A 24,164-nucleotide genomic window follows, 5' to 3' on the forward strand; every position below is an offset into this window, starting at 1 on the left:
TTCCTCCTTTTCTATCCACGGGTAGACAGAAAAATGGGAACGCGAAATAAGCTGCGCAACCACTTCCCTACGTTGGTATTAACCAAATCAGGTTCAAAGGGACCAGACAAACTGTCTATCTCAGCATAAAGCGCCCCTAGTGGATAATTCGATTCAATTACTTTCTGAGTGTAGCACAGACGATTTGAAAGAACAAGTCAGACAGCGCGAGCAAAAAGACAAATGAATCACTGCAGATATGAAAGAATAGACATATAAAAAAACATCTTTTTAGGTGTTGACAGATTGTTTTCCCTTGTGTAAAGTAAATAATCGAAAGTAAAACGTAAGTGTTACGATTTGTGTAAAGTAAATCGTAACAGGCTCTCTGATGTTTTTTTAGGAGAAATGGTCGTTTTGCTAAATCAAAAAGGGGTGCTGGTAAAGAGATGAAGAAATTTTTAAAAATAACAGGTATTTCGCTTTTGGCTCTAGGGTTGGCTGCTTGCAGTGTGACAAAGGAATCAGCGAATGAACAGACAGAACAATCAAGTGATCCAACGATTCAAGTCCTCGCTAGTTTTTATCCTATGTATGATTTTACTCGCAATGTGGTGGGAAATGAAGGCAATGTCGAATTGTTGATGCCGGCAGGAACAGACTCACATGATTATGAACCATCGGCTAAAGATATGGCAAAAATCCAAGAAGCGGATGTCTTTGTTTACAATAATGAGAACATGGAAATGTGGGTTCCTGCCATTGAATCTACATTGAAAGAAGGAGATGTCACCGTTGTGAAAGCTACGGAGGGGATGGTGTTGCTGCCGGGTGATGAAGAGCATGACCACGATCACGAGCACGATCATGAAGAAGGGCACTCTCATGAATTAGATCCTCATGTCTGGCTAGCACCAAGCCTTGCAATCAAACAAGTAGCAAGCATTCGTGATCAGCTAAGCAGGGCTTATCCAGAAAAGAAAGCTGCTTTTGAAAGGAATGCTGCGGCCTATTTAGAAAAATTGCAGTCATTGGATGATTCTTATCAGTCAGCATTTAAGAATGCCAAGCAAACGCATTTTGTCACCCAGCATGCTGCTTTTGGCTACCTCGCTTTGGAATACGGACTGACACAAGTTCCGATTGCCGGACTGTCTCCCAATGAAGAGCCTTCAGCGGCACGTATTGCTGAGTTGAAGCATTTTGTAGAAGATACCGGGATCAAGACGATTTACTTTGAAGAAAATGCCAAAGACAGTATTGCCAAAACACTGGCAACAGAAGCTGGTGTCGATTTATCCGTTTTGAATCCGCTGGAAGGATTGACACAGGAACAAATGGATCGTGGGGAAGATTACATTTCCATCATGGAACAAAACCGAGACGCATTGATGCTGACTACTTCACAAGCCAATGAGAAAGAAGTGAAAGAAGCAGAGAAAGAAAAAACCGTTTATAATGGGTATTTCGACGACGCAGATGTTCAAGACCGCTCACTCACGGACTGGAAGGGACAGTGGCAATCGGTCTATCCTTATTTGACAGACGGCACGCTGGATCAAGTTTTTGACTACAAAGCAAAACAGAATAAAAGCATGACGGCCGAGGAATACAAAGACTATTATACAACTGGCTACCAAACAGATGTTGCAGAAATTACGATCACAGGAGATACGATGGCATTTACCTTTGAAGATGGCACAACCAAGAAAGCAACCTATCAATATGTAGGCAAAAAGATCTTGAATTACCAAGCAGGGAATCGCGGCGTCCGTTATTTGTTTGAATCAAAAGATAACGATGCAGCCTTCAAATATATTCAATTTAGCGATCACTCGATTGCACCAACTGATTCCCATCATTTTCACCTTTATTTTGGCAATGAAAGTCAAGAAGCATTATTGTCGGAAATGGATCATTGGCCAACGTTCTATCCGACTGATCTGTCTGGATTAGAAATTGCACAGGAAATGCTTGCTCATTAAAAAAAAGATTGACAATTACTGCTCTTTTCGTCAAAGTTAAACTGATAGAAAGGAGCGGTATTTTTTTGGAAAAAACATTGAAAAAATTAGCAAAAGTAATCGATCACATGATGGATCATGTCGCGTTGTTCGGCGGTCCGAGTGTTGTCAGTAATGATGATTTAGATCATTACTTAGATCCGGTTTTTTATTTGATTTTTTGTGCAGAACAAAAGACGAATAAAAGAATGCTGACAGACAAAGAGTTTGTCGAATGGGTCTATACGGAAATGATGCCTCAAGAGATTCCTTATGATTTGAATTTCCTCCCCTTTGCTAAATTAGCTATTGAAGATTTTTATTATTGCATGTATAAAGAACAGCACATCACAAAAGAGCAATACCAAGAGATTATCTTTGTTCTTGCAGAAAAACAGCCTGTGTTTTACTCTCGCATGTCAAAACCGCATTTCTGGTCTTCAGAAAAGAAAGCGGCAATGCTAGAGATGCTTCATGATGTCGAACCGGAAGATCATGATTTGGTTCCGATCGAACATCCCTATGAAAATCAACGATCGCCAAAAATCGTCCCTTTTCCAATAAAAAAAGTTCCTGAAGCTAGCGAAGAAAGAATCGCTGCATATCAAATCCGTATTGATTTGGAAGGTTTCAAGCCGCCGATTTGGCGAAGGATGCTCATTCCTGCAGGCATTAGTTATGAACAACTCCATAATATGATCCAAATTGCTTTTCAATGGCAGGATTCACAGCTCTACCTTTTTCTTGCCGGCAATAATTCAATCGATGTGCCGAACACGGAACCTACAAATGCATTAGTGATCGACCATGATTTCCAAACCTGCCAAACACTGACCTACATTTATGACATGGGTGCTGACTGGACCCACAAAATAAAAATCGAGAAAATACTGACGGCTGCTGAAGCAGGTGAAACAGTCACGCCTGATTGTCTAAAAGCGGTTGGTGATGTGCCAAACGAAGAGCAACCAGAGGAACAAAGAGAATCAGTGAATGTTGAAACAATCAATGAAGAACTCCGGGATTACTGGGAATCTGATCCGTCCGACTAATTTTTTTCTCGGAATAAGTGCAATAATCGATTCATACGATGGTGTGACGAATCTGTTTAACAGTTCGTGACATCTTTTTTGATTGATCCTTGTTTGATTAAGGTGTTGACCATTCATGAACTACATCAAGCTAGCTGATATAGAAATACTCATTTCTGTGGCGACACGCCTGGTTTGATACAGATTCTATTTTTTTAACTCTAGAGCCAATGATTCAACAGATTGATTTTCGAGTACATTCGAGTACAATAGTTCGTAATGATACTGGACAAGCGACGATGCTCTATCTGCTGTGAGGTGCATCTTTCAATCGCTCTAGAAGATGGGCTATCTGTTCTGGCGACAGCTGAGAGCAAGTGAGGGGAGTTTTTATGAAAAAACGAGAATTTATCGTTCAAGATTTACTTAGTAAAATTTATCAGGAAGAATTTATTGAAGGAAAATTACCGAATCAAAGAGAACTTGCCAGAAATTATGGCGTTTCCCGCTTTACGATTCAACAAGCAATCAAAAATTTAGAAGAAATCGGCATCGTTCGTGTGGTCCAAGGATCGGGAATCTTTATCCATGAGAAGTGGGTCAAAAATCCCATGATCTTTAATTCCTTGACACGGACTCCTTACGATCGGATCCACTCCAAAATGATTTCTTTGAGTAAAGCACCCGCTACCCCAGATGAACAAAAAATCTTTCAGTTAGCAGACAATGAAGAAGTTTGGACCTTTGAACGGGTGCGAATCGTCAATTATAAGATTGAACAGCTAGAAACGTCGAAGCTACCGGTAGGATTATTTCCTAATGTCACTCAAGAGGTAGTAGAACATTCAATTCAGCGCTATGTTGAGAGTTGCGGATATCGGATTTCCCACTACATCAGCAGTTATACCCCGATTGCGACTTCAATGGCCCAGTCGGCAATCTTGCTGTGCAAACGGGGGACCCCAGCGATGCAAATCACGAATCGGGCAATTTTGGAAGATGGGCGGGTCTATGAATTCAGCAACATCGTCGCCATCGACTATGCAGTCACCTATATTCGACCTTTCGATCGAGAAATCCATCGTTCACGCATCGATTGATCGGCAGAGGAAGAGCCACAAATTTCCTAGACGATAAATCAAAAAAACTCAGAGCTCTGATTCAACAATTTGAGTCAGGCTGCTGAGTTTTTTAGGATTATTATTTAAGGTGTGATTAGTGTACCATCCGGCGTTCTGCTTTGTGTCCACTCATGGGGGCGGTAAACGACCGGAAAATCAGCCGCAGCTTCTTCATCAAATGTAATACCGATCCCGCTTTTTTCCATTGGATAGAAGAAGCCGCCTTTGGGTTGGGGACTGCCAACAAACACGGATTGGGTATTTGCCGGCAACTCGATCGTTTCTTGGATCGCGGCATTGTGCAGATGGATATTCAAATGCGTATTGACTGCCAAGCCGACTGGACTGATATCAGAAGGCGTATGCCAGGCAATTCGAACCCCCATCGCATCGCAAAAATGAGCTAGCTTCAATGCTGGCGTAATGCCGCCAATCTGTGATACATGAGCCCGCATGAAATCGATCTGCCGATTTTTGACTAGTTCTTGCCATTCCATTGGATTATTGAACAATTCACCTGTTGCAATGGGGGTTGCTGACTGACTGCGTAATTGTGTCAGCCAGTGATTTTGGTCAGGCGGCAGAATATCTTCCAAGAAAAAGAGCTGATAAGGTTCTGCTGCTTTGGCAAACTGAATGGCTTGATTCGGATGGAGGCGTTCATGAACATCATGCAGCATTTGAAATTGGTTGCCATATTTTTCTTTGATCGCTGCGAACATCTTCAAAGTCGTTTCCATATAATCTGTCTGATCAAAGTAAGAGCCGGAGATTGGTTCTTCGGGTGTTTGCAACTGGCTTGGATTCCCGCCATAGAACCCGAGCTGGCAACGAATATAGCGATAGCCGGCTGCCAAAAAACGATCGATTTCGTGATAGAGATCGTCTAAATTATCTGCTACCGCATGAGTATAAGCAGGGATCGCGGTTCTTGCTTTTCCCCCCAGCAGTTGATACAGAGGCATATCAGCTAACTGTCCCTTGATATCCCATAATGCCATATCAACACCAGAGATGGCATTGTTTGTGATTGGACCGTTGCGCCAATAGGAATTGACATTCATGACTTGCCAGATGTCTTCGATTTCATTCGCGTCTCTACCCATCAGAAGGGGACGTAAATATTCGTCAACGACTGTTTTGACTGCTAAAGGACGAAATTGAAACGTACTACAGCCTAGTCCGGAAATTCCTTTATTGGTTTCTACTTTAACGACAACAAGGTTATGGCGATCAGGTTTGATCGCAAAGGATTTGACGTCGGTGATGATCGTTGGTGTCATTTTATTCACTCCAATTTTTGTATCTAGTTGATATAGCCATTGAAACACGCAGAGCAACCGCTGTCAATTTGGTCCAAAAAAAGATGACTATGGCTCATAAAACCAGTCCAATTTTAGATAGATTCTTATTTATTTGTTGATACATAGCCTTTTTAGTCGGTTTTTTTAATAAAAGGACTGGTTTTACAAGCGGGTGCAGCCATGCTACTATGTGTGTGAAAACGGACCCACTTGAAAAGGCGCCTCAAGATTCAAGTCCGTTAGCAAACAACAGGAGGAAAAAATGATGATGAAAGAAGACATCGTAAAACAGATCATAAAAGATGTTGGTGGATCCGAGAATATCAATAATGCTTGGCATTGTATGACGCGGCTTCGTTTTGATTTGAAGGATGAAAAGAAAGTTGACTATACTGCTTTAGAAAAAATACCTAAAGTGGTGGGAACGAAATATCAAAGCAATCAGCTCCAAGTGGTGATCGGTACAGATGTAGCGGATTATTATGCTCCATTAGCCAAAGAACTTGGTTTGGATGAAAAGAGTCAAGAGTCTTCAGAGAAAAAAGGCGCTGTCTCGTTGTTTATGGATACAGTCTCCGGTGTATTCGGACCAATTGTTCCAGCAATCGCTGGGGCAGGAATGATTAAAGGGTTGATGGCAGGATTGGTTGCCTTAAATGTGATTTCCAATCAAACAGATACGTATTTAGTCATTGATATGATCGCCAGCGGCGTATTTACCTTCTTGCCATTTTTTGTTGCTGCTTCTGCTGCGCGCATCTTTAAAACGAATCAATACTTGGCAATCGCCATTGCTGCAACATTACAATTTCCAACGATGACGAATGCAGTTGCTGAAGGCAATATTTCGGCCTTTCGACTGTTTGGGGTTTTACCAGTTCCCGTTTTCAATTATGCGGGTACCGTTATTCCAATCATTTTTGCTGTTTTAGCATTAAGCTACATTTATCGCTTGGTAGACAAGGTATTGCCGCAAGTTCTGCGGACCGTCTTTACACCGACGATTTCCTTGTTTGTGGCTGGACTGATTACACTGACAGTTATTGGTCCAATCAGTATTCATTTAGGCAATTTGCTTGCAGATGGTGTAGCTGGCTTGTTTACGATTTCTCCTGTATTGGCAGGAATTGTTGTAGGTGCTATTCGTCCAATTGCGATCTTTACCGGATTACACCATGCAATGACGCCAATCGCATTACAAAACTTTGCCAATCAAGGGTATGATATGTTGATGCCAATGATGTTCATGGCAAATATGGCGATCACCGGCGCAACCGCAGCGATCTACTTTAAAGTAAGATCAAAAGAAGAAAAATCAATCATTTTGTCCTCAGCTGTGTCAGGATTGCTGGGCATCACTGAGCCAGCATTGTTTGGGATTTTATCAAAATATAAAAAAGCATTTTTAGCAGCTACCATCGGTAGTTCGATTGCATCAGCGTTCATCAGCTTTTTTGGCGTAAGGATCTATGGCTATATTTTATCCAGTATCTTTAGTTTGCCGGCTTATATTGGTGAATACTTTATCTATGCGGTCCTAGGCATTGTCTTGGCGATCGGTTCCTCTTTTGCTCTGACTTATTTCCTAGTCCCTAATCAAGCAGAAACAGAAACCTTCACCAACGAACTTGATTTACATGCTGTAACGCAAGGAGAATACATTCCATTGGAAGATGTACCCGACGAAGTGTTTTCAACAAAAATGATGGGTGAAGGGTATGCCATTCACTCTAAAGACGGCCAAATCTATTCGCCAGTCAGTGGTGAAGTCACTTCGGTTTTCCCTTCCAAACATGCGGTGGGAATCACCACATCGAATGGTGTGGAAGTTCTAGTCCATATGGGAATCGATACAGTTTCTCTTGATGGCAAAGGCTTTGAAGTATTCGTAAAAGTAGGAGAGCAAGTAACCCCACAATCGAAACTAGCAGCGATGGACTTGCCTTATATCGAACAACAAGGCAAAGAAACGATGGTCATCGTCCTAATCACGAACATGGAACGTGTCCAACAATTTTCAGGAACGATCGGTCTTGAAGGAAATCATCAAGCCGGTGCCCTATTAGAAAAGGTAATTTTAAACGCTTAAATTCAAGAAAAAAAGAGGTTTAACAAGAGGGGAGATGCACCTGGCAAAAACAGCTGCGGCATATTCTGTCCAATTGTTCGAAAGAAAGAGCTGCGACAAGACTTTTGTCACAGCTCCTTTTTTTACCATCAGTGACGTTGAGTAATATAGGCAGCTATAGGTTTACTATATTTCTCAAAAAGTTTTTGCTTTTCAGAAGGGTTCTGACCTTGATTAAAATATTCAGCCAGTAAATAACCGATATAGGGACCTGTGGTTAATCCAGAAGACCCCAGTCCGCTGGCGACCACTAATCCTGGCTCACTGGGAAGCAGTCCAAAAAATGGCGCAAAGTCAGAAGTATAGGCCCGTGTTCCTACGCGAACTGTCATTGGCGCAGCAAACAATTTCTCGGGGGCTGCCAAAAATGAACCGATGCCAGTCAGCAATTGTTGCTTTGCTGCTTCAGTGGGAGTCAGATCCCAACCGCCATCATTTTCGTGAGTCGCTCCTAAAAGGATCTTCCCATTCGCAAAAGGAATCAAATCGCCTTCGCCTTCTAACATCGCCACTGGCCAATCTTTTGCTGACGCTGTCGTTTCAAAGGAGAGCAGCTGTCCTTTTTGGGGACGAACATCGACGTGGTAGTTCAAGTGTTCTAACAGTTGGCCTAATCCTGGTCCGGCGGTTAAACAAACATGATCCGCTGGAATTTCTGCGTATGTAGTAGAAACGACCCAATTTTTTTCTTTATAAAGTCTAGCCTTCCCTTGGATGAAAACGACCCCATTGGTACGGGCCCGTTCTTCTAGGAACGCTAGATAAGCAGCGCCATCTAGTCGACCTCCTCCGGAAATTTTCAAAGCCGGGAGTGGTTTGAGCAAAGGTAAAGCTTGCTGCGTTTCAGCAGGAGAAAGACAGGTGATTTGACCGATTTCCGGTGCCTCTTTGCGCCGTTCCTCCGCCAGTTCCGCTAATGCTGCCAACTGATTTTCTGGGCGAATGATCAATGTACCTGAGCGTTGATAAATATCTGTGGTCAGTGAGAAATCTTGTGCCAATTTTTCGAAAAAAGCAGCCCCATCTTTAGCTAATTGATACCATCGTTTGTTTCGCCGTTTCGAAAGCCAGGGGGAAATGATCCCGGCACTCGCTTTAGTAGCTTGTCCCGTAGGGTCGTCAACCACGGTCACTTGGTACTTCGTCGTATCTAGATAATTTGCTAAGGTCATCCCAATGATGCCGCCACCGATAATTACGATTTTTTCCATAAAACTGCAAACTCCTTTTTTGTTTCAATCATTGTTCCATATTTTTCTCAAAAAATCAAAGACTGAAAGTTCCTGTCGAAAGTGATTCCCAAACTGTTCCCATTTCAAATGACTGGATTTTCTCGTATAATGGACATGGAAAAGAGGATATTATGCAATCAATCAATCAAGTTTTAAGAGATAAATTCGGTTATACCAGCTTTCGGGAAGGTCAAGAATCAATCATCAATGCCATTCTTTCTCATCAAAATGTTTTAGGCATCATGCCGACTGGCGGAGGAAAATCTGTATGTTATCAGCTCCCGGCTTTATTGTTAGACGGTCTGACATTAGTTATTTCACCATTGATTTCATTGATGAAAGATCAAGTAGATGCATTGAATGACATGGGTATCCCGGCCGCTTATATCAATAGTACCTTATCAGCTCCGGAAATCAACCAACGGTTAAGGCAAGCATCGAAAGGAGAAATCAAACTCCTGTATGTCGCTCCAGAGCGTTTGGAATCAGATCATTTTCGCGAATTGCTGCGCTATGTTCCTATATCCCTACTCGCTGTTGATGAAGCCCACTGTATTTCACAATGGGGACATGATTTTCGTCCTAGCTATTTACGCTTAGCGGAAACGATCCATAGTTTTGATCAGCGGCCAACGGTGGTGGCATTGACAGCTACAGCAACGCCAAAAGTTGCCCAAGATATTGAACGACTGTTGCTGATTCCACCAGAGAACCAAGTGAAAACGGGTTTTGCTCGCGAAAATCTATCTTTTGAAGTTATCAAAGAGCAGAAAGATACTTATTTGCTGACCTATTTAAAGATGAACAAAGGGCAATCAGGGATTATTTATGCCAGCACACGCAAAGAAGTCGAACGAATCTATCGTTTATTGAAACAACAATCTATCAATGCTGGACGCTATCATGGCGGATTAACTGAAGAAGAACGTACGCAAAACCAAGAAGATTTTCTTTTTGATCGTCTTCAAGTGATGGTAGCAACCAATGCTTTTGGTATGGGAATCAACAAAAGCAATGTGCGCTTTGTGATCCACGCCCAAATCCCCGGTAATTTAGAATCTTATTATCAAGAAGCCGGACGTGCCGGACGAGATGGTGAACCTAGCGAAGCCATTTTATTATACGCTCCGCAGGATTTGCAGATTCAGCAGTTTTTTATCGATCAATCTGAGTCCGATATTCAGTATCGTCAAAATGAATACCTCAAGTTGAGAGAAATGAGTCAATATGGGCATACACAAATGTGTCTTCAACGTTACATATTGCGGTATTTTGGGGAAGACGGTCCCGATTGTGGCCGCTGCAGCAATTGCTTAGATGAACGAGAACAGGTAGATATCACCGTTGAGACGCAAAAAGTGTTGTCCTGTGTGAAACGAATGGGTGAACGTTTTGGCAAAGCGTTAGTGGGGAAAGTGTTGACCGGATCAGCAGATCAGAAAGTCACCCAATGGGGATTTGAAAAATTGCCAACCTATGGTTTGTTGAAAGATTGGTCACAAAAAGAAGTCAATCAACTCATTGACTACTTAACCGCATCAGGCTATTTAGTCCCTTCGGAAGGACAATACCCCCTGCTCAGTGTGTCAGCTGCCGGTGTAGAGGTTCTTTTAGGCAAGGCAAAGGTTTACCGGAAACAAGCCAAAGTACGTCAATTGGTCGTCGATGACGAATTGTTTGACCAATTACGTTCCCTGCGATTGACGCTCGCACAAGAACAAAACTTGCCGCCGTATGTCGTCTTTTCGGACAAGACATTGCGGGAACTTGCGGAGCAGCAGCCTAAAACTCCTATCGAATTTCTACAGATCAAAGGTGTTGGTCAAAACAAGTTAGATAAATACGGTGATGCGTTTCTGGCTGTGTTGAAAGAATACCGAGAAACAACAGAAAAATAGTGCTGCTTTACGATTCAGGAAAAAACAAGGAGAAACCAAGATGCTGAAGATTCGTTATGCGCAAAAAAGGGATACGACATTCTGGCTAGAGCTAGATAATCATTTGTCAAAAGCAGGATTAGCAAAAAAGTTCCAAGATCAACAGGCGTTGATCTTGACCGATGAGGAAGAACCTGTGGGGATTCTTCGCTACCAATTGTTTTGGGATACCATTCCCTTTTGTACCATGCTGGTGGTCAACGAATCCCAGCAGAGAAAAGGGAGAGGAAGGCACTTCCTCCGCCTTTGGGAAGCAGAAATGCGGAAACAAGGGTATGGGATGTGTATGACCTCTACTCAGTCTGATGAGAGCGGTCAGCATTTCTATCGAAAATGTGGCTACAAAGATGCCGGTGGGTTGCTTATGGACGTACCAGGTTTTGAACAGCCGTTGGAATTGTTTTTTGTGAAGCCGTTATGATCAAAAAATCGTCTATCACGTTATCTCAAGCGAGCCAATTCGAGGTTCGCTTTTTTATTTTTCTTGTGCGGAGTTTGTTAGAATGCTGAAACGCATTCCAATCTTTGCAACAGGTTGATTTGAAAGCGGTTCCTGTTCCAATGGACGCCAAACTTCCCTATAATAAACCTACCGATAAAAAAGTAAAGGAGTCTCATCAATGAAAGAAAAAGTGATGGATGCGATGCAGAAGTTTTCGAAAGCCATGTTTGTTCCGGTACTGATATTGCCGATTGCCGGAATCTTGATCGCAATTGGTAATGTTTTCACAAATGTTCGTTTGATTGAGCGTTTCCCATTTTTGGATAATCCGATCACAACTGGTTTTGGGAGTATATTATCTGCTTCGCTCCTACCGATTTTGACGAATCTCGGCATCATATTTTGTGTAGGGATCGCTCTTGGTCTTGCCAAAAAGAAAAAGGCAGAAGCCGGTTTTACAGCGTTATTAGGCTATCTGGTATTCTTATATGCCATGAATAAATTCTTGGAACTTCGAGGGATGCTAGTAGCGGCAGATGCACTTCAAGGATCAGGACAAGCACTGGTCTTAGGGATTCAAGTTTTAGACATGGGTGTTTTTTTAGGAATCATTTTAGGAATTATTGTTGCATTGATTCATAATCGTTTCATCGATACCACGTTCAATAACGCCTTTCAGGTATATGGTGGTGCTCGTTTTGTGTTTATCATTTTGATTCCAGTCGTCGTTTTGTTGGCCATTCTGTCTTCGATCGTATGGCCAGTGATTCAAACGGGTATTGATGGCTTAGGTGGAATCATTCAAGAAACAGGAAACTTCGGCATCTTCTTGTATGGGACGCTAGAAAGATTATTGATTCCAACTGGACTCCATCATCTGATCTATACGCCATTTCTCTATACATCACTTGGAGGAGTCGCTGAAGTCGGTGGTCAAGTCTTTGAAGGAGCCCGTAACATTTACTTTGCAGAAATTGCGGATCCGGCAGTAAAGGTTCTCTCGCAAAGTGTCATCTGGGATGCACGAGGAATTTCAAAAATGTTTGGCTTGCTTGGTGCCTGTCTAGCTATGTATCAGACCGCAAAACCAGAGAATAGAGTCAAGGTCAAAGCTATTTTGATCCCAGCAGTGGTGACTTCCTTTATTGCTGGGGTAACGGAACCGATCGAATTTTCGTTTATGTTCGTTGCGCCAGTTTTGTTCGTGATCCATTCCTCATTAAGTGGACTGAGTATGGTTGCTTTGAATATTTTTGGCTCAAGAGCGATTGGTCCGAATGGCTTTATTGATTTCCTTTTGTATAACTTGCCGTTAGGGATTGAAAAGACTCGCTGGCCCATCTATATCGCCGTTGGCGTAGTATTTTTCTTTCTCTATTATGCTCTTTTCCGCTTTTTGATTACCAAAATGAATTTGAAAACAGTCGGTCGGGAAGATGAAGGGAATGAAACAAAATTGTATTCAAAAAAAGAGTACAAAGAGAAACGGTTAGCAGGAGCTGGTGTTGGAGTGACGGCAGGAGTAATCCCTTCATCTGTACCAACGGACTCGATTTCAGCATTGATCACGAAAGGTTTAGGTGGAGACAGTAATATTAAAACGATTGACAACTGTTACACACGATTGCGTTTGAAACTAAAAAATCCAGAACTAGTGGATGAGACATTGCTAAAAGAAGAAACCCAAGCCAAAGGCGTTATCAAGAATGGTGAGAATGTCCATGTTGTTTATGGATTGACTGTACCAAAAGTACGAGAAGAATTAGAAAAGTTTCTTGGACGAGAAGGAGAGATTGAATGATGAAGAATTTTTCAGTAGTGATTGCCGGTGGAGGAAGTACCTTCACACCAGGGATCGTGATGATGCTGTTAGATAATCAAAACCGCTTCCCATTGAGAAAGCTGACACTTTATGATAATGATGAAGCGCGACAAAGAACTTTAGGTGAAGCATTGACGATCTTATTAAAAGAACAGGCGCCACAGATCGAATTTTCTTATACGACGGATCCGCAAGCAGCTTTTACTGGTGCTGACTTTTGTATGGCTCATATTCGAGTAGGCAAATATGACATGCGGGAAAAAGACGAGAAGGTTCCTCTACGCCATGGTGTGTTCGGTCAAGAGACTTGCGGACCTGGCGGTATCGCTTATGGTATGCGCAGTATCACCGGAATGTTGGAAATCATTGATTATATGGAAACGTATTCGCCAGATTGCTGGATGTTAAATTATTCGAATCCGGCAGCGATTGTCGCCGAAGCTTGCCGCGTGTTGCGACCTGACGCAAAAGTGTTGAATATTTGCGATATGCCAGTGGGCACCTTGCGACGGATGTCGCAAATTATTGATAAAAATCCAGCAGACTTAGAAGTTCGTTATTTTGGCTTGAATCATTTTGGCTGGTGGACCAGCATCAAGGACAAAGAAGGCAACGAATACATCCAACAAATCAGGGAATATGTTGCACAGAATGGCTATCTCACTCAAGTTGAAGTGGACACCCAACATACAGATCCTAGTTGGCAAGAAACCCACAAAAAAGCCAAAGATCTTTTGGCTCTGACACCAGAGTATTTGCCAAATACGTATTTAAAATATTACTTATACCCAGATTACGTTTATGATCATATGAAAGAGCATCCCGAATATACGCGTTCGAATGAGGTCATGGAAGGAAGAGAAAAGCGAGTCTTCGACCATGCGAAAAAAATCATCGAACAAGGATCGGCAGAGGGTATCGCATTTGAAATCGATGCTCATGCAACCTTTATTGTGGATCTGGCACGAGCAATTGCGTTCAATACGCATGAACGAATGGTCATGATTGTTGAGAATAACGGGGCAATCGCTAACTTTCCTGATGATGCCATGGTGGAAGTTCCTTGTATTGTTGGCTCTGATGGACCAGAAGCTTTGGCACAAGGCAAGATACCATCTTTCCAACAAGCCTTGATGTTCCAACAAGTCACTGTGGAAAAATTAGTGGTGGAGGCATATGTGGAAAAGAGTTACCAAAAAATGTGGCAGGCGTTAACCCTTTCCAAAACCATTCCTAGCGCAAAAGTAGCCAAAGATCTCTTAGATGATCTGGTCTCAGAAAATGGTGATTATTGGCCGGGACTCCACTAAAATGTTTCACATGCTGAGAAACATTTCTGATCAAAAGATGTCACTTTGAAAAACCTTACAACAATTAGTGCTCACTAAAAAGTCTGAGGATGACAGAGGAGATAGAGGATCTGAATGATAAACGAGAGGGAGTGCATCTGTGGTGCAGTAGTTGATGGCTGCAAGCTGGATGTTTGCCAACCCTCTTGTCAATCATTCGGATTTTTTTGCTGGAATCACTGACATTCTAAATGTTTGTCAAGAATTCAAAGGGAGATGAGCAATGGTCTTTTTGCGGGGATCTTTTTTAAGTATGCTAAAATAGAAATGAATTAGCAGAGATAAGGGAGCGAGAGGAATGTTTTTAGGGATTGATATTGGAACGACGGCAATAAAAATCGGTTTGTTGGAAGAACGGAAAATCATTTATCAACGTTCTTTTCCTATTTATACCAAAACAGAAAAAGGTCGCACACAGTCTGCGTCAGAAATTATAGCTGTACTTTTGAAAGGGATCACGGAGATTCCCTCCTCTTTACGAGAGCAAATAACAGCGATTGGGTTCAGTACAGCGATGCATAGTCTAATGCCAGTGATAAATGAGAAATTTGAAGAAATCTATATTTGGTCAGATAATCAGGCTAGCCAAGTGATTGCAGAGTTTCGTCAATCCTCATTGTCAGAATCGTTTTATCGGCAGACTGGGACACCGATCCATGCGATGTCGCCATTTGCTAAGTTGCTTCACTTCAAATCCGCTGGCGGTTTTGATGGCAAGACAAAATGGTATGGGCTGAAAGAATTGGTGATGCTTTTATTTACCGGAGCTCCTTGGATCGACCGAAGTACTGCATCGGCAACAGGCCTCTACTCCCTTGAAGAAAAAAATTGGAGTCAAGAGATTCTTCACTATTTGGACCTTTCCATTGAACAGTTTGCGCCAATCTGTGACACGACCGATCGGTTTCCTATTGCTGCGTCCGCTGCCGCTCGCTATGGATTGAATGAAACAGTAGAGATCATGTGCGGCGCCAGTGATGGCTGTTTGGCGGCTTATGCAGGGTATGTATCGACTGGAATCAAAAATAGTCTGACGATCGGCACTAGTGCTGCTGTTCGAAAGGTGACGGATCAACTGGTGTTCGATCAGCGGCAAAATTTTTGTTATTACCTTAAAGAAGGTCAATATGTCATTGGTGCTCCGTCGAATAATGGGGGGTGCGTCCTTGCTTGGATCAAAGAAACATTGGCACAAGATCCTGACACTTTCTATGAAAGTCTCCCAAGAATCATTGAAGAAACCACAATCGGCAGCCATGGTCTGCGCTTTTTTCCGTTTATCAATGGGGAACGGGCTCCTTATTGGACATCTGATATCAAGGCGTCTTATCATGGTTTGACGATTCAACATACTCGGGCAGATATGATTCGTGGAGCAATTGAGGGGATGTTGTTGAATATTGGTGTTTTAAAAGAAATGGCAGCAATTACCGATGAAGTGACGATCAGCGGTGGCGTTTTCCAATCGAAAGCCATTGCACAATTAACAGCTGATATCTTGGGCGTGACATGTTATTTGTCACCGGCAAACGAACCAATTTTTGGTCTTTATGATCTTTATTTTGGTCATCGTTTGGCAGCAAGAGACCACTTGCAGACCATTACGCCGAATCAAAAAACGAGCGCTGCCTACGCGTCGCTCGCTGAACATTATTTTGACTAGCAGAAAAGGTTGCGGCTGAAGTATCAGCGAGATTGAACAACAAGATTGAACAACAAGATTGAACGACCTGAAAGCAACTGAATGGCTTCATTTATCGAGTAGATGCAAAGCGGGCCAGCCAGATAGCAGGGGTGATCTTAGATTTTTTTGGCTATTCCATATGTTGAAGCCCCGGACTCTTTTAGTTGATTTCGGCAGTAAATGCCTCTACGAGGTACTCCATTAGCAGTAAAAGCTTTCCGTAAAAACTCGTATATTGGATGTTCTGCGTATCATATGGTCGTTCATCAGTGACACCAAAAGAAAAATTTGCTAGTTGATGGGCTCGGTGTTCACCATTGCCGCAAAAAAGGACAGTGGGGATTTGATGGTCATTCGCTAGTTGCATTTTTTCTAGCACTTTCTGTGTCTCCCCCGATTTAGAAATCGTGATCAGCATACTGATGTTGTCGATATTATTACTAATGATACCGCCGGAATCAGAAGCACTCACCAGTAAAGTTTTAATACCATTAACCAACATTTTTTTATGAAGGTATTCTGCTATGATACCAGAAAAGCCAGTGGCATAAATGGTAATGAATTTATCATTGTTTTGAGCATAAATTTCTTTGATCGCATCAATAGAGGCTGCAATGCCTTCTGTGTTGATCTGATAGTCAATGGCTGCTTCAGTGGTCATTTGACGATTCAGCCGATTTTTTAAGAAATAAAGTAATTCCAAATAGCCGGAAAAACCTAATTTTTGTGCTAATCGCACCAGTGTTGCTGGAGAAGTATAAAGCTCTTGCGCGATTTTTCGCAAAGGGACGCCTTCGATTTTGTCCGTATGAGACACCAAATAAGTGAGGATGTGCTGCTCGCTTTCGGAAATTTTTTTTCCTTTGGTCAATACATTTAAGTCCATGCTATTGCTCCTTTTCGTGGTAATATCATCATACAATGAAGAGAAACAGAAAGTAAAACTTTTTTCTTTATCCTTTTTTTAAACAACCTTCTTATACCGTCTTCGCAAGAGAAGATGGATAAGTTTGGTTGTTTATTTCATTATAAGAGATTATAATTTCTTATATAGAAAAAACAAAGGTGGAATACAAATGACGAAACCCTATGGGACTGTTTTGATTAAAGCCGCGAAAATCATGGATTATCTTGCGGAAGAACCCAACAAATCGTTGCAAGAGATTGCAGCTGCTACAGACTTAACCAATTCAACCGCGTTAAAGATTCTCGAAACATTACAGCTGATCGGCTATGTTGCAAAGGACAAGCAAAAAGAATACCGCTTAGGATCTAAACTCGTCAAATATGCCAATAAAAATATTCAAGAACTTGACTTGGTAGAGATCAGTCTGCCATTTTTGGAAGAATTGCAGGAAAAAGCCGATGAGACCATCCATTTGGGGGTTTTGACAGCGAATGAAATCTTGTATGTCAATAAACTGGAACCTCAAAATCAAACTATTCGCATGTCGTCGAAGGTGGGAATTTCAAGACCTTTATATAGCTCAGCGATGGGGAAAGCTGTATTGGCAGAATTCGATGAGACAAGCTATGAAGCTTATTTAGATGAAACACCTTTACAACCTTATACTGAGAACACCATCACGAATGTTCTTAAATTAAATCAAGAGTTAAGAGAAGTGCGTCAGCTGAAGATCGCTTTTGATGATGAAGAAATGGAGAAAGAGATTTTTTGTATCGGCGCGGCTCTTTTGAAAGATGAGGAAATTGTCGGTGCTTTCTCAGTCAGTCTGCCAAAATACCGATTGACCGAGAGCTATAAACAAACATTGCTTCAAGAAATACGTGCCACAAAAGATAAAATCGAAGCAGCCATTTGAAATACTTTTGGAAACCCCTTGCAAAAGAAAAAAGACCAGGTATAATAAAGATAAGATTTCTTTATAATAAAACTTAATTTCCAAATAGGAAATTAAGAACGGAGGGGTTTATGAAAAAAGTAGAGCGATTATCAAAGTTAAAAGCCTGTGGAATCGTTGCAGTCGTTCGAGGCACTACAAGGCAAGAAGCGCTGGAAGCTAGTCGTGCTATCGTCCGAGGCGGTATTAAAGGAATTGAATTGACCTTCACGGTTCCGCAAGCTGCTGAAGTGATTGCAGAGTTAGTCAATGACTATCAAGAGGACCAAGAAGTGATCATAGGAGCTGGCACGGTACTTGACGCAGTGACTGCCCGCTTAGCGATTATGGCTGGCGCAGAGTATATCGTCAGTCCGACATTTGATCGCGATACAGCTGAGATTTGTAATTTGTATCAAGTACCTTATTTGCCAGGCTGTATGACGATCACTGAAATGAAAGAAGCCTTGAAATCAGGCGCAGACATCATCAAGCTGTTTCCAGGAAGTGCCTATGGTCCTAGTATCATTTCCGCTTTCAAAGCACCATTGCCCCAACTGAATATTATGCCTACTGGCGGAGTCAGCTTGGAAAATATGTCTGAGTGGTTCAATGCCGGAGTGGTCGCTGTTGGTGTCGGTGGTAATTTGTTAGCGCCAGCTGCTAGTGGTGATTTCGAGAAAGTGACAGCGGTTGCTTCACAATATGTGGCCAAGTTAAATGACATTCGAGGTAACTGAGATGACTAGAATTATTACCTTAGGCGAGATTATGTTGCGCTTATCGACTAGTTCTGGTGTACGCTTGGAGCAAAGCGGACATTTTGCTGCACACTATGGCGGTGGTGAAGCAAATGTTGCTATCTCTTTAGCTAACTATGGGCACGACGTCTCTTTTGCAAGTAAAGTCCCGGCAAATGATCTCGGAAAAGCTGTTACCCATCATTTACGCAATTACGGAGTGGATTGCAGTCTGCTTCTAAGCGGTGGTCCCCGGCTGGGTACTTACTATATGGAATCTGGTGTAGGAGAACGTGCAGCAAAAGTCATTTATGACCGTGCAGGGTCAAGTTTTGCGGAAATCAAGACCAATGAATGGTCAGAAGCGATCTTTAAAGATGTCGCACTTTTCCATGTATCCGGCATTACACCAGCGTTATCCGAGACGTGGCGGGATTTGACCCTTTCACTTGTTAAGCGTGCGAAAAAAGCAGGTTGCAAAATCAGTTTCGATATCAATTATCGTGGCAAACTGTGGACGACAAATGAAGCCGCCGCCTTTCTAAAGGAAATCCTTCCTTTGGTCGATTATTGTTCGGCGGGCAAGTTGGATGCACAAGTTTTTATGGAGATTCCAGCCTATACAGGGCAAGGAAATGAGTTGCTGTATTATTACCAACAAATGAACCAGCGTTATCCGAATATTGAACTGTTTTATTCGACAAAACGAGAAGTGCTTTCCGCCAGTGCTAATACATTGATGGGTACTCTTTGGCATAACGGCCAATATGCAGCTTCTCAAGAACACCACATCGATCCTATTGTTGATCGAGTAGGCGGAGGGGATGCTTTTTGTGCAGGCGTCCTGCATGGCATTCTAAGTGGGTATTCCTCTCAGGAAACCATTGACTTTGCTACCGCAGCATCTGCATTAAAGCACACGATTCATGGAGATTGTAATCAATTTACAGAAGCGGAAGTAGCTGAATTTTTAGCAGCCGGATCTGGAAAAATCATTCGCTAGGAGGAACCAGCATGCAAGAAATGGAAACCCGTTATACACACAGCCCAGCAGATATTCGACACTATAGTACCGAACAATTACGCAATGAATTTTTGGTAGAGAAAATTTTTGTACCCGGAACGATCCAGTTGACTTATACCCATAATGATCGCATGATCTTTGGCGGAGTAACGCCTACGGATCAACCATTAGAGATTCAATTGAGCAAAGAGTTAGGCGTAGAATACTTTTTGGAACGCCGTGAACTAGGTGTGATCAATATTGGCGGTGCAGGAACCATTGAAATTGACGGCACCAAAGAAGACATGAAAAAGCAAGACGGATACTATATCGGAAAAGAAACGAAACATGTAGTCTTTTCTTCAAAAGATCCAAATGATCCGGCGAAATTCTATGTATCCAGTGTACCGGCACATCATCAATACCCGAATGTAAAAATCAGTATCGATCAGGTCAAACCAATGGAAACAGGTGAAGGCTTGACGCTGAATGAACGGAAGATTTATCAGTATATTCATCCGAATGTGTGTGAAAGTTGCCAGCTGCAAATGGGGTATACGATCTTAGAACCAGGTAGCGCTTGGAATACGATGCCTTGTCATACCCATGAACGCCGTATGGAAGCCTATGTTTATTTTGATTTCGCCAATGAGGACACAAAAGTTTTCCATATGATGGGTAAACCAGATGAAACCAAACATTTAGTAGTCGCAGAAGAGCAAGCAGTCATTTCCCCAAGTTGGTCGATCCATTCTGGAGTCGGAACAAGCAACTATTCCTTTATTTGGGCAATGTGCGGGGAGAACATCACATACACAGATATGGACATGGTTCCCATGGATGAGTTGAAATAATAAAAGAAAGAAGGATGAAGATGGATTTTTCAATGGATCACTTTCGTTTAGATGGCAAGATTGCATTAGTTACCGGCGCAGTTTATGGGATTGGCTTTACGATCGCCCAATCTTTGGCAGCAGCTGGTGCAACGATCGTCTTTAATAATTTAACACAAGAATCAGTCGATGAAGGCTTAAAAAATTATCAAGCAGCCGGCATCAAAGCCCATGGCTATGTCTGTGATGTCACCGATGAAGAAGCAGTCAATGAAATGGTCAAAACCATAGAGGAAGAAGTAGGTGTCATTGATATCTTAGTCAACAATGCAGGGATCATCAAACGGATCCCAATGTTGGAGATGTCAGCCGCTGATTTCCGTCAGGTAGTTGATGTTGATTTGAATGCGCCATTCATCGTTTCTAAAGCCGTTTTGCCTTCCATGATCAAAAAAGGACATGGCAAAATTATCAATATTTGTTCTATGATGAGTGAACTTGGCCGCGAAACCGTTGCTGGTTATGCAGCTGCTAAAGGTGGGCTTAAAATGCTAACCAAAAACATTTGTTCTGAGTTTGGTGAAGCAAACATTCAGTGTAACGGCATTGGCCCTGGTTATATCGCGACACCGCAAACTGCACCATTAAGAGAAATCCAACCAGACGGATCTCGTCATCCCTTTGATCAGTTCATTGTGGCAAAAACGCCAGCAGCGCGTTGGGGAGAGCCCGTAGACTTAGCCGGTCCTGCTGTCTTCTTGGCTTCTGACGCTTCTAATTTTGTTAACGGACATGTTCTCTATGTGGACGGTGGTATTTTGGCTTATATTGGCAAACAGCCTGAGTAATCCTCCTAAGTTCCTGATTTCTAAAACAGGCGAACTTAGCAATCAAAAAAGCTCCTATTCTTCGCACATCCTCAATGGATTTTGCAAAGAGTAGGGGTTTTCTTTGTCGAATTTTCCGATAAAAAAATGAATGGAAGAACCTCTTCTCTGAGAAGGCGGATCGTGGTTCTAGCCAAGTTCGATCAAGAAGAAGGGGGGAGCCGCTTACTAAAGAACCAACAGTTAGTTTTCTTGCAGCTTTGCTCTAGTTTTTTTCTTTATTTGATAAATTTTTTAGACTATTCAATTGTCAGTGGATATGAGTAAATAAATTAGGGGTTCTATCGATTTTCCACTAAATCAATTGATAGAAAGAACAAATTAAATTAGGAGGATTAAGATGAAAAAATGGTTTCTAGTAGCAATGCTATTTATTTGTAGTGTCTTTGTTAGTACGCAAAAGGCAGCTGCCCAAACGGAGGGCTCGATCACAGATTCCTCTTATTATCGCAACGCTTTAACCGAGAAGATTCCTGCAGATAATGCTTTTATTATGAGAAAAGGGGATGCTACCACTATCGACAAGCTATCTGGCGTAGTGACAAATGAAAGAATTGTCACTGGACTTGATTCTGTAAAAGAAAGTTCTGCCTTGATACGAAATGTTGGGTATTATCATGGTCAACGGATAAACATTAGAGTAACAGTGAAGATGCTGCAGCCTTCTGGTACAGATATGTTGCTTACAGACAGCGATTTTTTAAGATTACAAATATGGCCAAGCGGAATCGCAGAAGTCACTTATGAATTTCTCAACGAAAAGCTGGAACCAGTTACACTAAAAACGACTTTTAATGAAATGGGGTTAAATAAATGGAAAGACATTCGAATTCATCAAGCAGCTGAGGTTATAGATCATATTTTTGCCGCTTCCTATTCTACTATCACATACAGCGAAGATGATCAAGGAATATTGACTTTAAAAGGGAAAGGCGGAGCCGGCAATTGGGCAGACGATGCTTGCAAACTTGCTATCACAACAAAACCTATCTCAAAGTTTCAATTTACTGTCAAAAACAATGATACGAGACGAGGGGAAACATATAAATCTGAATTAAAGTATTTATCCGTTTTTTTCCCAGCAGTTGAATTTCCTTATGCCTATCCACAAACACTAGCCACTCAGAACATCGAAAACAATGAAGTGATCACTCGTTTCCAACAAACAGTTCCTTACACTGAAACAAACAATTCTCGAACAACTTTATCTTACAGAATCGAAAATCCAGATCAAAATCAGTTTCAATTAAAAGGAGTCGAGATTAAAGATTTTTCTGGAACGGATCGAACAAATTGGTTTGACCAGACCATCGATGATGAGGGGAATTTGCTTGTTCATGCAAAAGCTTCTACACTAAAAAACCGGGCCTTTTATGACAATAGTTATCAGTTTATCATTCACCACACCTTCACTGGAAGTGCAGAACAACCGGTCGATCCTGCACTGATCGAGAATGACTGTTTTCAACTTCAACCAATTCTTTATGAAGATATTGGTGATGGTGAACAGTTAATCGGAAAACTTTCTGCGTCCATTTACTACTATAACGAAGTGAAGATCAATTTTGTTGATGAAAACAATCAACCGCTCTTAGATTCGGGGGAAATCAGAGGGCTGATCACCCATTCTGTTGATTTATCTTCGTTCTATCCCACCATTACTGGTTACTATCCGATCCGAGAAGAAAAAGACCACATCATTGTCATGCCAGGTTCTCAAGAAGTTTTCCATCATTACAAAAAAGGTGTCCCACTACTCTTTACATTAAAAGACCGACAACAAAGAATCGTGATTCCACGCTTTTCTAAAGAAGTCAAGTTATCTTATGACCTTTCCCATGACAGCCATCAAAGCGTCCAAGTTGTTGCCCAATATGGAGAGAAAAAACAGGTGCTAAGAAACTATGATGTGGGAAATACACAAACGGAAGACTCGGTCGTTTTCGAAGTACCAGAAGAATGGCTTAATAAAGAGGTAAAATTATATCTAGAGAATAAAGAGGGGGATCAATCAGCAGCAGAAACTCGCGTGTTTGTTCCTGAGTCAGGACCAAGGCTGCAAGTGCCGGCAGTCTTATCTTTTGGAACACACCCTATTCCAGCTTTTAATCAGTATCTTTTTGCTGAAAGTCAGCCAATCAAAGTGGAAGATAACAGTCGCTTAGAAAAAAGCAAATGGACAGTGAAAGTAAAAATCGATACGCCGCTTAAAAACAGTCAGCAACAAGAGCTGCGAGATGCGCTGATTTTTGTTGATAAAACAGAGGATATTCTCTTGTCGGACAAAGCACAGCCGGTCTGGGAAGGCAGTGGATCCGCCACATTAGCTGAGAATCGATTGAAGCTGTTATTGCGACCAACGGATCATGTCGGGGAGTATCACGGCTCGCTGGTTTGGATGTTTGAAGATGCGCCTCAGTAAAAAAATTTTCTATCCGTAAAGTCCAACCTTTTTTCATAATAAAACAAAGTAAGAAACAAGCCCTTAATTCACTAAGGCTGCGACATTCACATAGCTGAAATAAACAAGCAACGTGTTTTTCTCCCTTTGGAAACACGTTGCTTGTTGTTGATTGGTAAACAAAGAATTCTAACCGAATTACAGCAATATCTCACTGCTGAGAGAAAGATTCGCTTCTTTGATTGCTTGACAAATCAAGCGAGCAACGATTAAAGCCCCTTGATCATTCAAGTGAGTATTGTCACTGATACCTTCGGGATAATTCGGATATTCGTTTTTTGAAAGATGCAAAAAATACTGGCGAGCTTGCCTAGTTGCAAATGTGGAAAAATAGTTTTGCGTCATCGTGAATATATCCAGACAAGGA

Annotated in this window: 19 protein-coding genes and 1 riboswitch; of the genes, 15 read left to right on the forward strand and 4 right to left on the reverse strand. The window is 41.9% G+C overall.

Going from position 1 to position 24,164, the window contains the following annotated elements; translation table 11 throughout:
- Nucleotides 1-47: 47 nt before the first annotated feature.
- Nucleotides 48-148: riboswitch (TPP riboswitch) on the reverse strand.
- Between the two features lie 280 nt (nt 149-428).
- From HED61_RS09125 to HED61_RS09135, 3 genes are all read left to right on the forward strand, one after another.
- Nucleotides 429-1,964, forward strand: coding sequence for a zinc ABC transporter substrate-binding protein AdcA (locus HED61_RS09125; RefSeq protein WP_219645253.1), 1,536 nt, complete (start codon nt 429-431; stop codon nt 1,962-1,964).
- Between the two features lie 65 nt (nt 1,965-2,029).
- Entirely contained in the window at nt 2,030-3,034 is a 1,005-nt protein-coding gene (locus HED61_RS09130) for a plasmid pRiA4b ORF-3 family protein (RefSeq protein ID WP_005472426.1), read from the forward strand.
- A 371-nt stretch (nt 3,035-3,405) separates the two neighbouring features.
- Entirely contained in the window at nt 3,406-4,113 is a 708-nt protein-coding gene (locus HED61_RS09135) for a GntR family transcriptional regulator (RefSeq protein ID WP_005472428.1), read from the forward strand.
- A gap of 104 nt (nt 4,114-4,217) precedes the next feature.
- On the opposite strand, the gene HED61_RS09140 is transcribed toward HED61_RS09135, so the two are convergent.
- A complete protein-coding gene (locus HED61_RS09140) occupies nt 4,218-5,417 on the reverse strand; it encodes an enolase C-terminal domain-like protein (RefSeq protein WP_103300033.1) in 1,200 nt (399 codons plus the stop codon).
- 286 nt (nt 5,418-5,703) lie between these two features.
- Here HED61_RS09140 and HED61_RS09145 point away from each other — a divergent pair, with 286 nt between their 5' ends.
- Nucleotides 5,704-7,527, forward strand: coding sequence for a glucose PTS transporter subunit IIA (locus HED61_RS09145; protein WP_138372213.1), 1,824 nt, complete (start codon nt 5,704-5,706; stop codon nt 7,525-7,527).
- A gap of 128 nt (nt 7,528-7,655) precedes the next feature.
- Here HED61_RS09145 and HED61_RS09150 read toward each other — a convergent pair whose 3' ends face one another.
- Nucleotides 7,656-8,777, reverse strand: coding sequence for an NAD(P)/FAD-dependent oxidoreductase (locus HED61_RS09150; protein WP_103300034.1), 1,122 nt, complete (start codon nt 8,775-8,777; stop codon nt 7,656-7,658).
- Nucleotides 8,778-8,929: 152 nt separating this feature from the next.
- On the opposite strand from HED61_RS09150, the gene recQ reads away from it, so the two are divergent.
- The 5 genes from recQ (at nt 8,930) to HED61_RS09175 (ending at nt 16,011) form a co-directional block, all read left to right on the forward strand.
- Nucleotides 8,930-10,696 carry a DNA helicase RecQ gene (gene recQ / locus HED61_RS09155; RefSeq protein ID WP_003127130.1) on the forward strand — a complete coding sequence of 589 codons (1,767 nt, stop codon included), beginning with the start codon at nt 8,930-8,932 and terminating at the stop codon, nt 10,694-10,696.
- 40 nt (nt 10,697-10,736) lie between these two features.
- Complete coding sequence (locus HED61_RS09160; protein WP_208774220.1) at nt 10,737-11,156, forward strand: GNAT family N-acetyltransferase; 420 nt, start codon at nt 10,737-10,739, stop codon at nt 11,154-11,156.
- A gap of 199 nt (nt 11,157-11,355) precedes the next feature.
- Nucleotides 11,356-12,978, forward strand: coding sequence for a PTS transporter subunit EIIC (locus HED61_RS09165; RefSeq protein ID WP_219645252.1), 1,623 nt, complete (start codon nt 11,356-11,358; stop codon nt 12,976-12,978).
- On the forward strand, nt 12,978-14,309 hold the full coding sequence (locus HED61_RS09170; protein WP_003127146.1) for a 6-phospho-alpha-glucosidase: 1,332 nt from the start codon (nt 12,978-12,980) through the stop codon (nt 14,307-14,309). Before HED61_RS09165 ends, HED61_RS09170 begins: the two co-directional genes overlap by 1 nt.
- A gap of 337 nt (nt 14,310-14,646) precedes the next feature.
- Entirely contained in the window at nt 14,647-16,011 is a 1,365-nt protein-coding gene (locus HED61_RS09175) for a gluconokinase (RefSeq protein ID WP_219645251.1), read from the forward strand.
- Nucleotides 16,012-16,192: 181 nt separating this feature from the next.
- Here the strand turns inward: HED61_RS09175 and HED61_RS09180 are convergent, their stop codons facing one another.
- Nucleotides 16,193-16,918, reverse strand: coding sequence for a MurR/RpiR family transcriptional regulator (locus HED61_RS09180; RefSeq protein WP_086269236.1), 726 nt, complete (start codon nt 16,916-16,918; stop codon nt 16,193-16,195).
- A gap of 184 nt (nt 16,919-17,102) precedes the next feature.
- Here HED61_RS09180 and HED61_RS09185 point away from each other — a divergent pair, with 184 nt between their 5' ends.
- The 6 genes from HED61_RS09185 (at nt 17,103) to HED61_RS09210 (ending at nt 23,758) form a co-directional block, all read left to right on the forward strand.
- Nucleotides 17,103-17,855: an IclR family transcriptional regulator gene (locus HED61_RS09185; RefSeq protein ID WP_029486913.1), complete on the forward strand. Its 753-nt coding sequence runs from the start codon at nt 17,103-17,105 to the stop codon at nt 17,853-17,855.
- A gap of 110 nt (nt 17,856-17,965) precedes the next feature.
- Entirely contained in the window at nt 17,966-18,613 is a 648-nt protein-coding gene (locus HED61_RS09190; RefSeq protein WP_003127150.1) for a bifunctional 4-hydroxy-2-oxoglutarate aldolase/2-dehydro-3-deoxy-phosphogluconate aldolase, read from the forward strand.
- Nucleotide 18,614: 1 nt separating this feature from the next.
- Nucleotides 18,615-19,616: a sugar kinase gene (locus HED61_RS09195; protein ID WP_219645250.1), complete on the forward strand. Its 1,002-nt coding sequence runs from the start codon at nt 18,615-18,617 to the stop codon at nt 19,614-19,616.
- An 11-nt stretch (nt 19,617-19,627) separates the two neighbouring features.
- A complete protein-coding gene (gene kduI, locus HED61_RS09200; RefSeq protein ID WP_219645249.1) occupies nt 19,628-20,470 on the forward strand; it encodes a 5-dehydro-4-deoxy-D-glucuronate isomerase in 843 nt (280 codons plus the stop codon).
- A gap of 20 nt (nt 20,471-20,490) precedes the next feature.
- A complete protein-coding gene (locus tag HED61_RS09205) occupies nt 20,491-21,297 on the forward strand; it encodes a gluconate 5-dehydrogenase (RefSeq protein WP_219645248.1) in 807 nt (268 codons plus the stop codon).
- Nucleotides 21,298-21,676: 379 nt separating this feature from the next.
- Nucleotides 21,677-23,758: a hypothetical protein gene (locus HED61_RS09210; RefSeq protein ID WP_219645247.1), complete on the forward strand. Its 2,082-nt coding sequence runs from the start codon at nt 21,677-21,679 to the stop codon at nt 23,756-23,758.
- 177 nt (nt 23,759-23,935) lie between these two features.
- On the opposite strand, the gene HED61_RS09215 is transcribed toward HED61_RS09210, so the two are convergent.
- On the reverse strand, nt 23,936-24,142 hold the full coding sequence (locus HED61_RS09215; RefSeq protein WP_230321045.1) for a hypothetical protein: 207 nt from the start codon (nt 24,140-24,142) through the stop codon (nt 23,936-23,938).
- Nucleotides 24,143-24,164: the final 22 nt, after the last annotated feature.

Origin of the sequence: Enterococcus gallinarum (genome assembly GCF_021496385.1) — a bacterium.
Classification (GTDB): domain Bacteria; phylum Bacillota; class Bacilli; order Lactobacillales; family Enterococcaceae; genus Enterococcus_D; species Enterococcus_D gallinarum.

What these genes read in the sequence shown, in the direction of transcription:
- HED61_RS09145 (WP_138372213.1), top strand. Translation starts at nt 5,704, where the DNA reads ATGATGAAAGAAGACATCGTAAAACAGATCATAAAAGATGTTGGTGGA.
- HED61_RS09125 (WP_219645253.1), top strand. Translation starts at nt 429, where the DNA reads ATGAAGAAATTTTTAAAAATAACAGGTATTTCGCTTTTGGCTCTAGGG.
- kduI (WP_219645249.1), top strand. Translation starts at nt 19,628, where the DNA reads ATGCAAGAAATGGAAACCCGTTATACACACAGCCCAGCAGATATTCGA.
- recQ (WP_003127130.1), top strand. Translation starts at nt 8,930, where the DNA reads ATGCAATCAATCAATCAAGTTTTAAGAGATAAATTCGGTTATACCAGC.
- HED61_RS09170 (WP_003127146.1), top strand. Translation starts at nt 12,978, where the DNA reads ATGAAGAATTTTTCAGTAGTGATTGCCGGTGGAGGAAGTACCTTCACA.
- HED61_RS09150 (WP_103300034.1), bottom strand. Translation starts at nt 8,777, where the DNA reads ATGGAAAAAATCGTAATTATCGGTGGCGGCATCATTGGGATGACCTTA.
- HED61_RS09165 (WP_219645252.1), top strand. Translation starts at nt 11,356, where the DNA reads ATGAAAGAAAAAGTGATGGATGCGATGCAGAAGTTTTCGAAAGCCATG.
- HED61_RS09190 (WP_003127150.1), top strand. Translation starts at nt 17,966, where the DNA reads ATGAAAAAAGTAGAGCGATTATCAAAGTTAAAAGCCTGTGGAATCGTT.
- HED61_RS09205 (WP_219645248.1), top strand. Translation starts at nt 20,491, where the DNA reads ATGGATTTTTCAATGGATCACTTTCGTTTAGATGGCAAGATTGCATTA.
- HED61_RS09180 (WP_086269236.1), bottom strand. Translation starts at nt 16,918, where the DNA reads ATGGACTTAAATGTATTGACCAAAGGAAAAAAAATTTCCGAAAGCGAG.
- HED61_RS09175 (WP_219645251.1), top strand. Translation starts at nt 14,647, where the DNA reads ATGTTTTTAGGGATTGATATTGGAACGACGGCAATAAAAATCGGTTTG.
- HED61_RS09135 (WP_005472428.1), top strand. Translation starts at nt 3,406, where the DNA reads ATGAAAAAACGAGAATTTATCGTTCAAGATTTACTTAGTAAAATTTAT.
- HED61_RS09215 (WP_230321045.1), bottom strand. Translation starts at nt 24,142, where the DNA reads ATGACGCAAAACTATTTTTCCACATTTGCAACTAGGCAAGCTCGCCAG.
- HED61_RS09195 (WP_219645250.1), top strand. Translation starts at nt 18,615, where the DNA reads ATGACTAGAATTATTACCTTAGGCGAGATTATGTTGCGCTTATCGACT.
- HED61_RS09140 (WP_103300033.1), bottom strand. Translation starts at nt 5,417, where the DNA reads ATGACACCAACGATCATCACCGACGTCAAATCCTTTGCGATCAAACCT.
- HED61_RS09160 (WP_208774220.1), top strand. Translation starts at nt 10,737, where the DNA reads ATGCTGAAGATTCGTTATGCGCAAAAAAGGGATACGACATTCTGGCTA.
- HED61_RS09210 (WP_219645247.1), top strand. Translation starts at nt 21,677, where the DNA reads ATGAAAAAATGGTTTCTAGTAGCAATGCTATTTATTTGTAGTGTCTTT.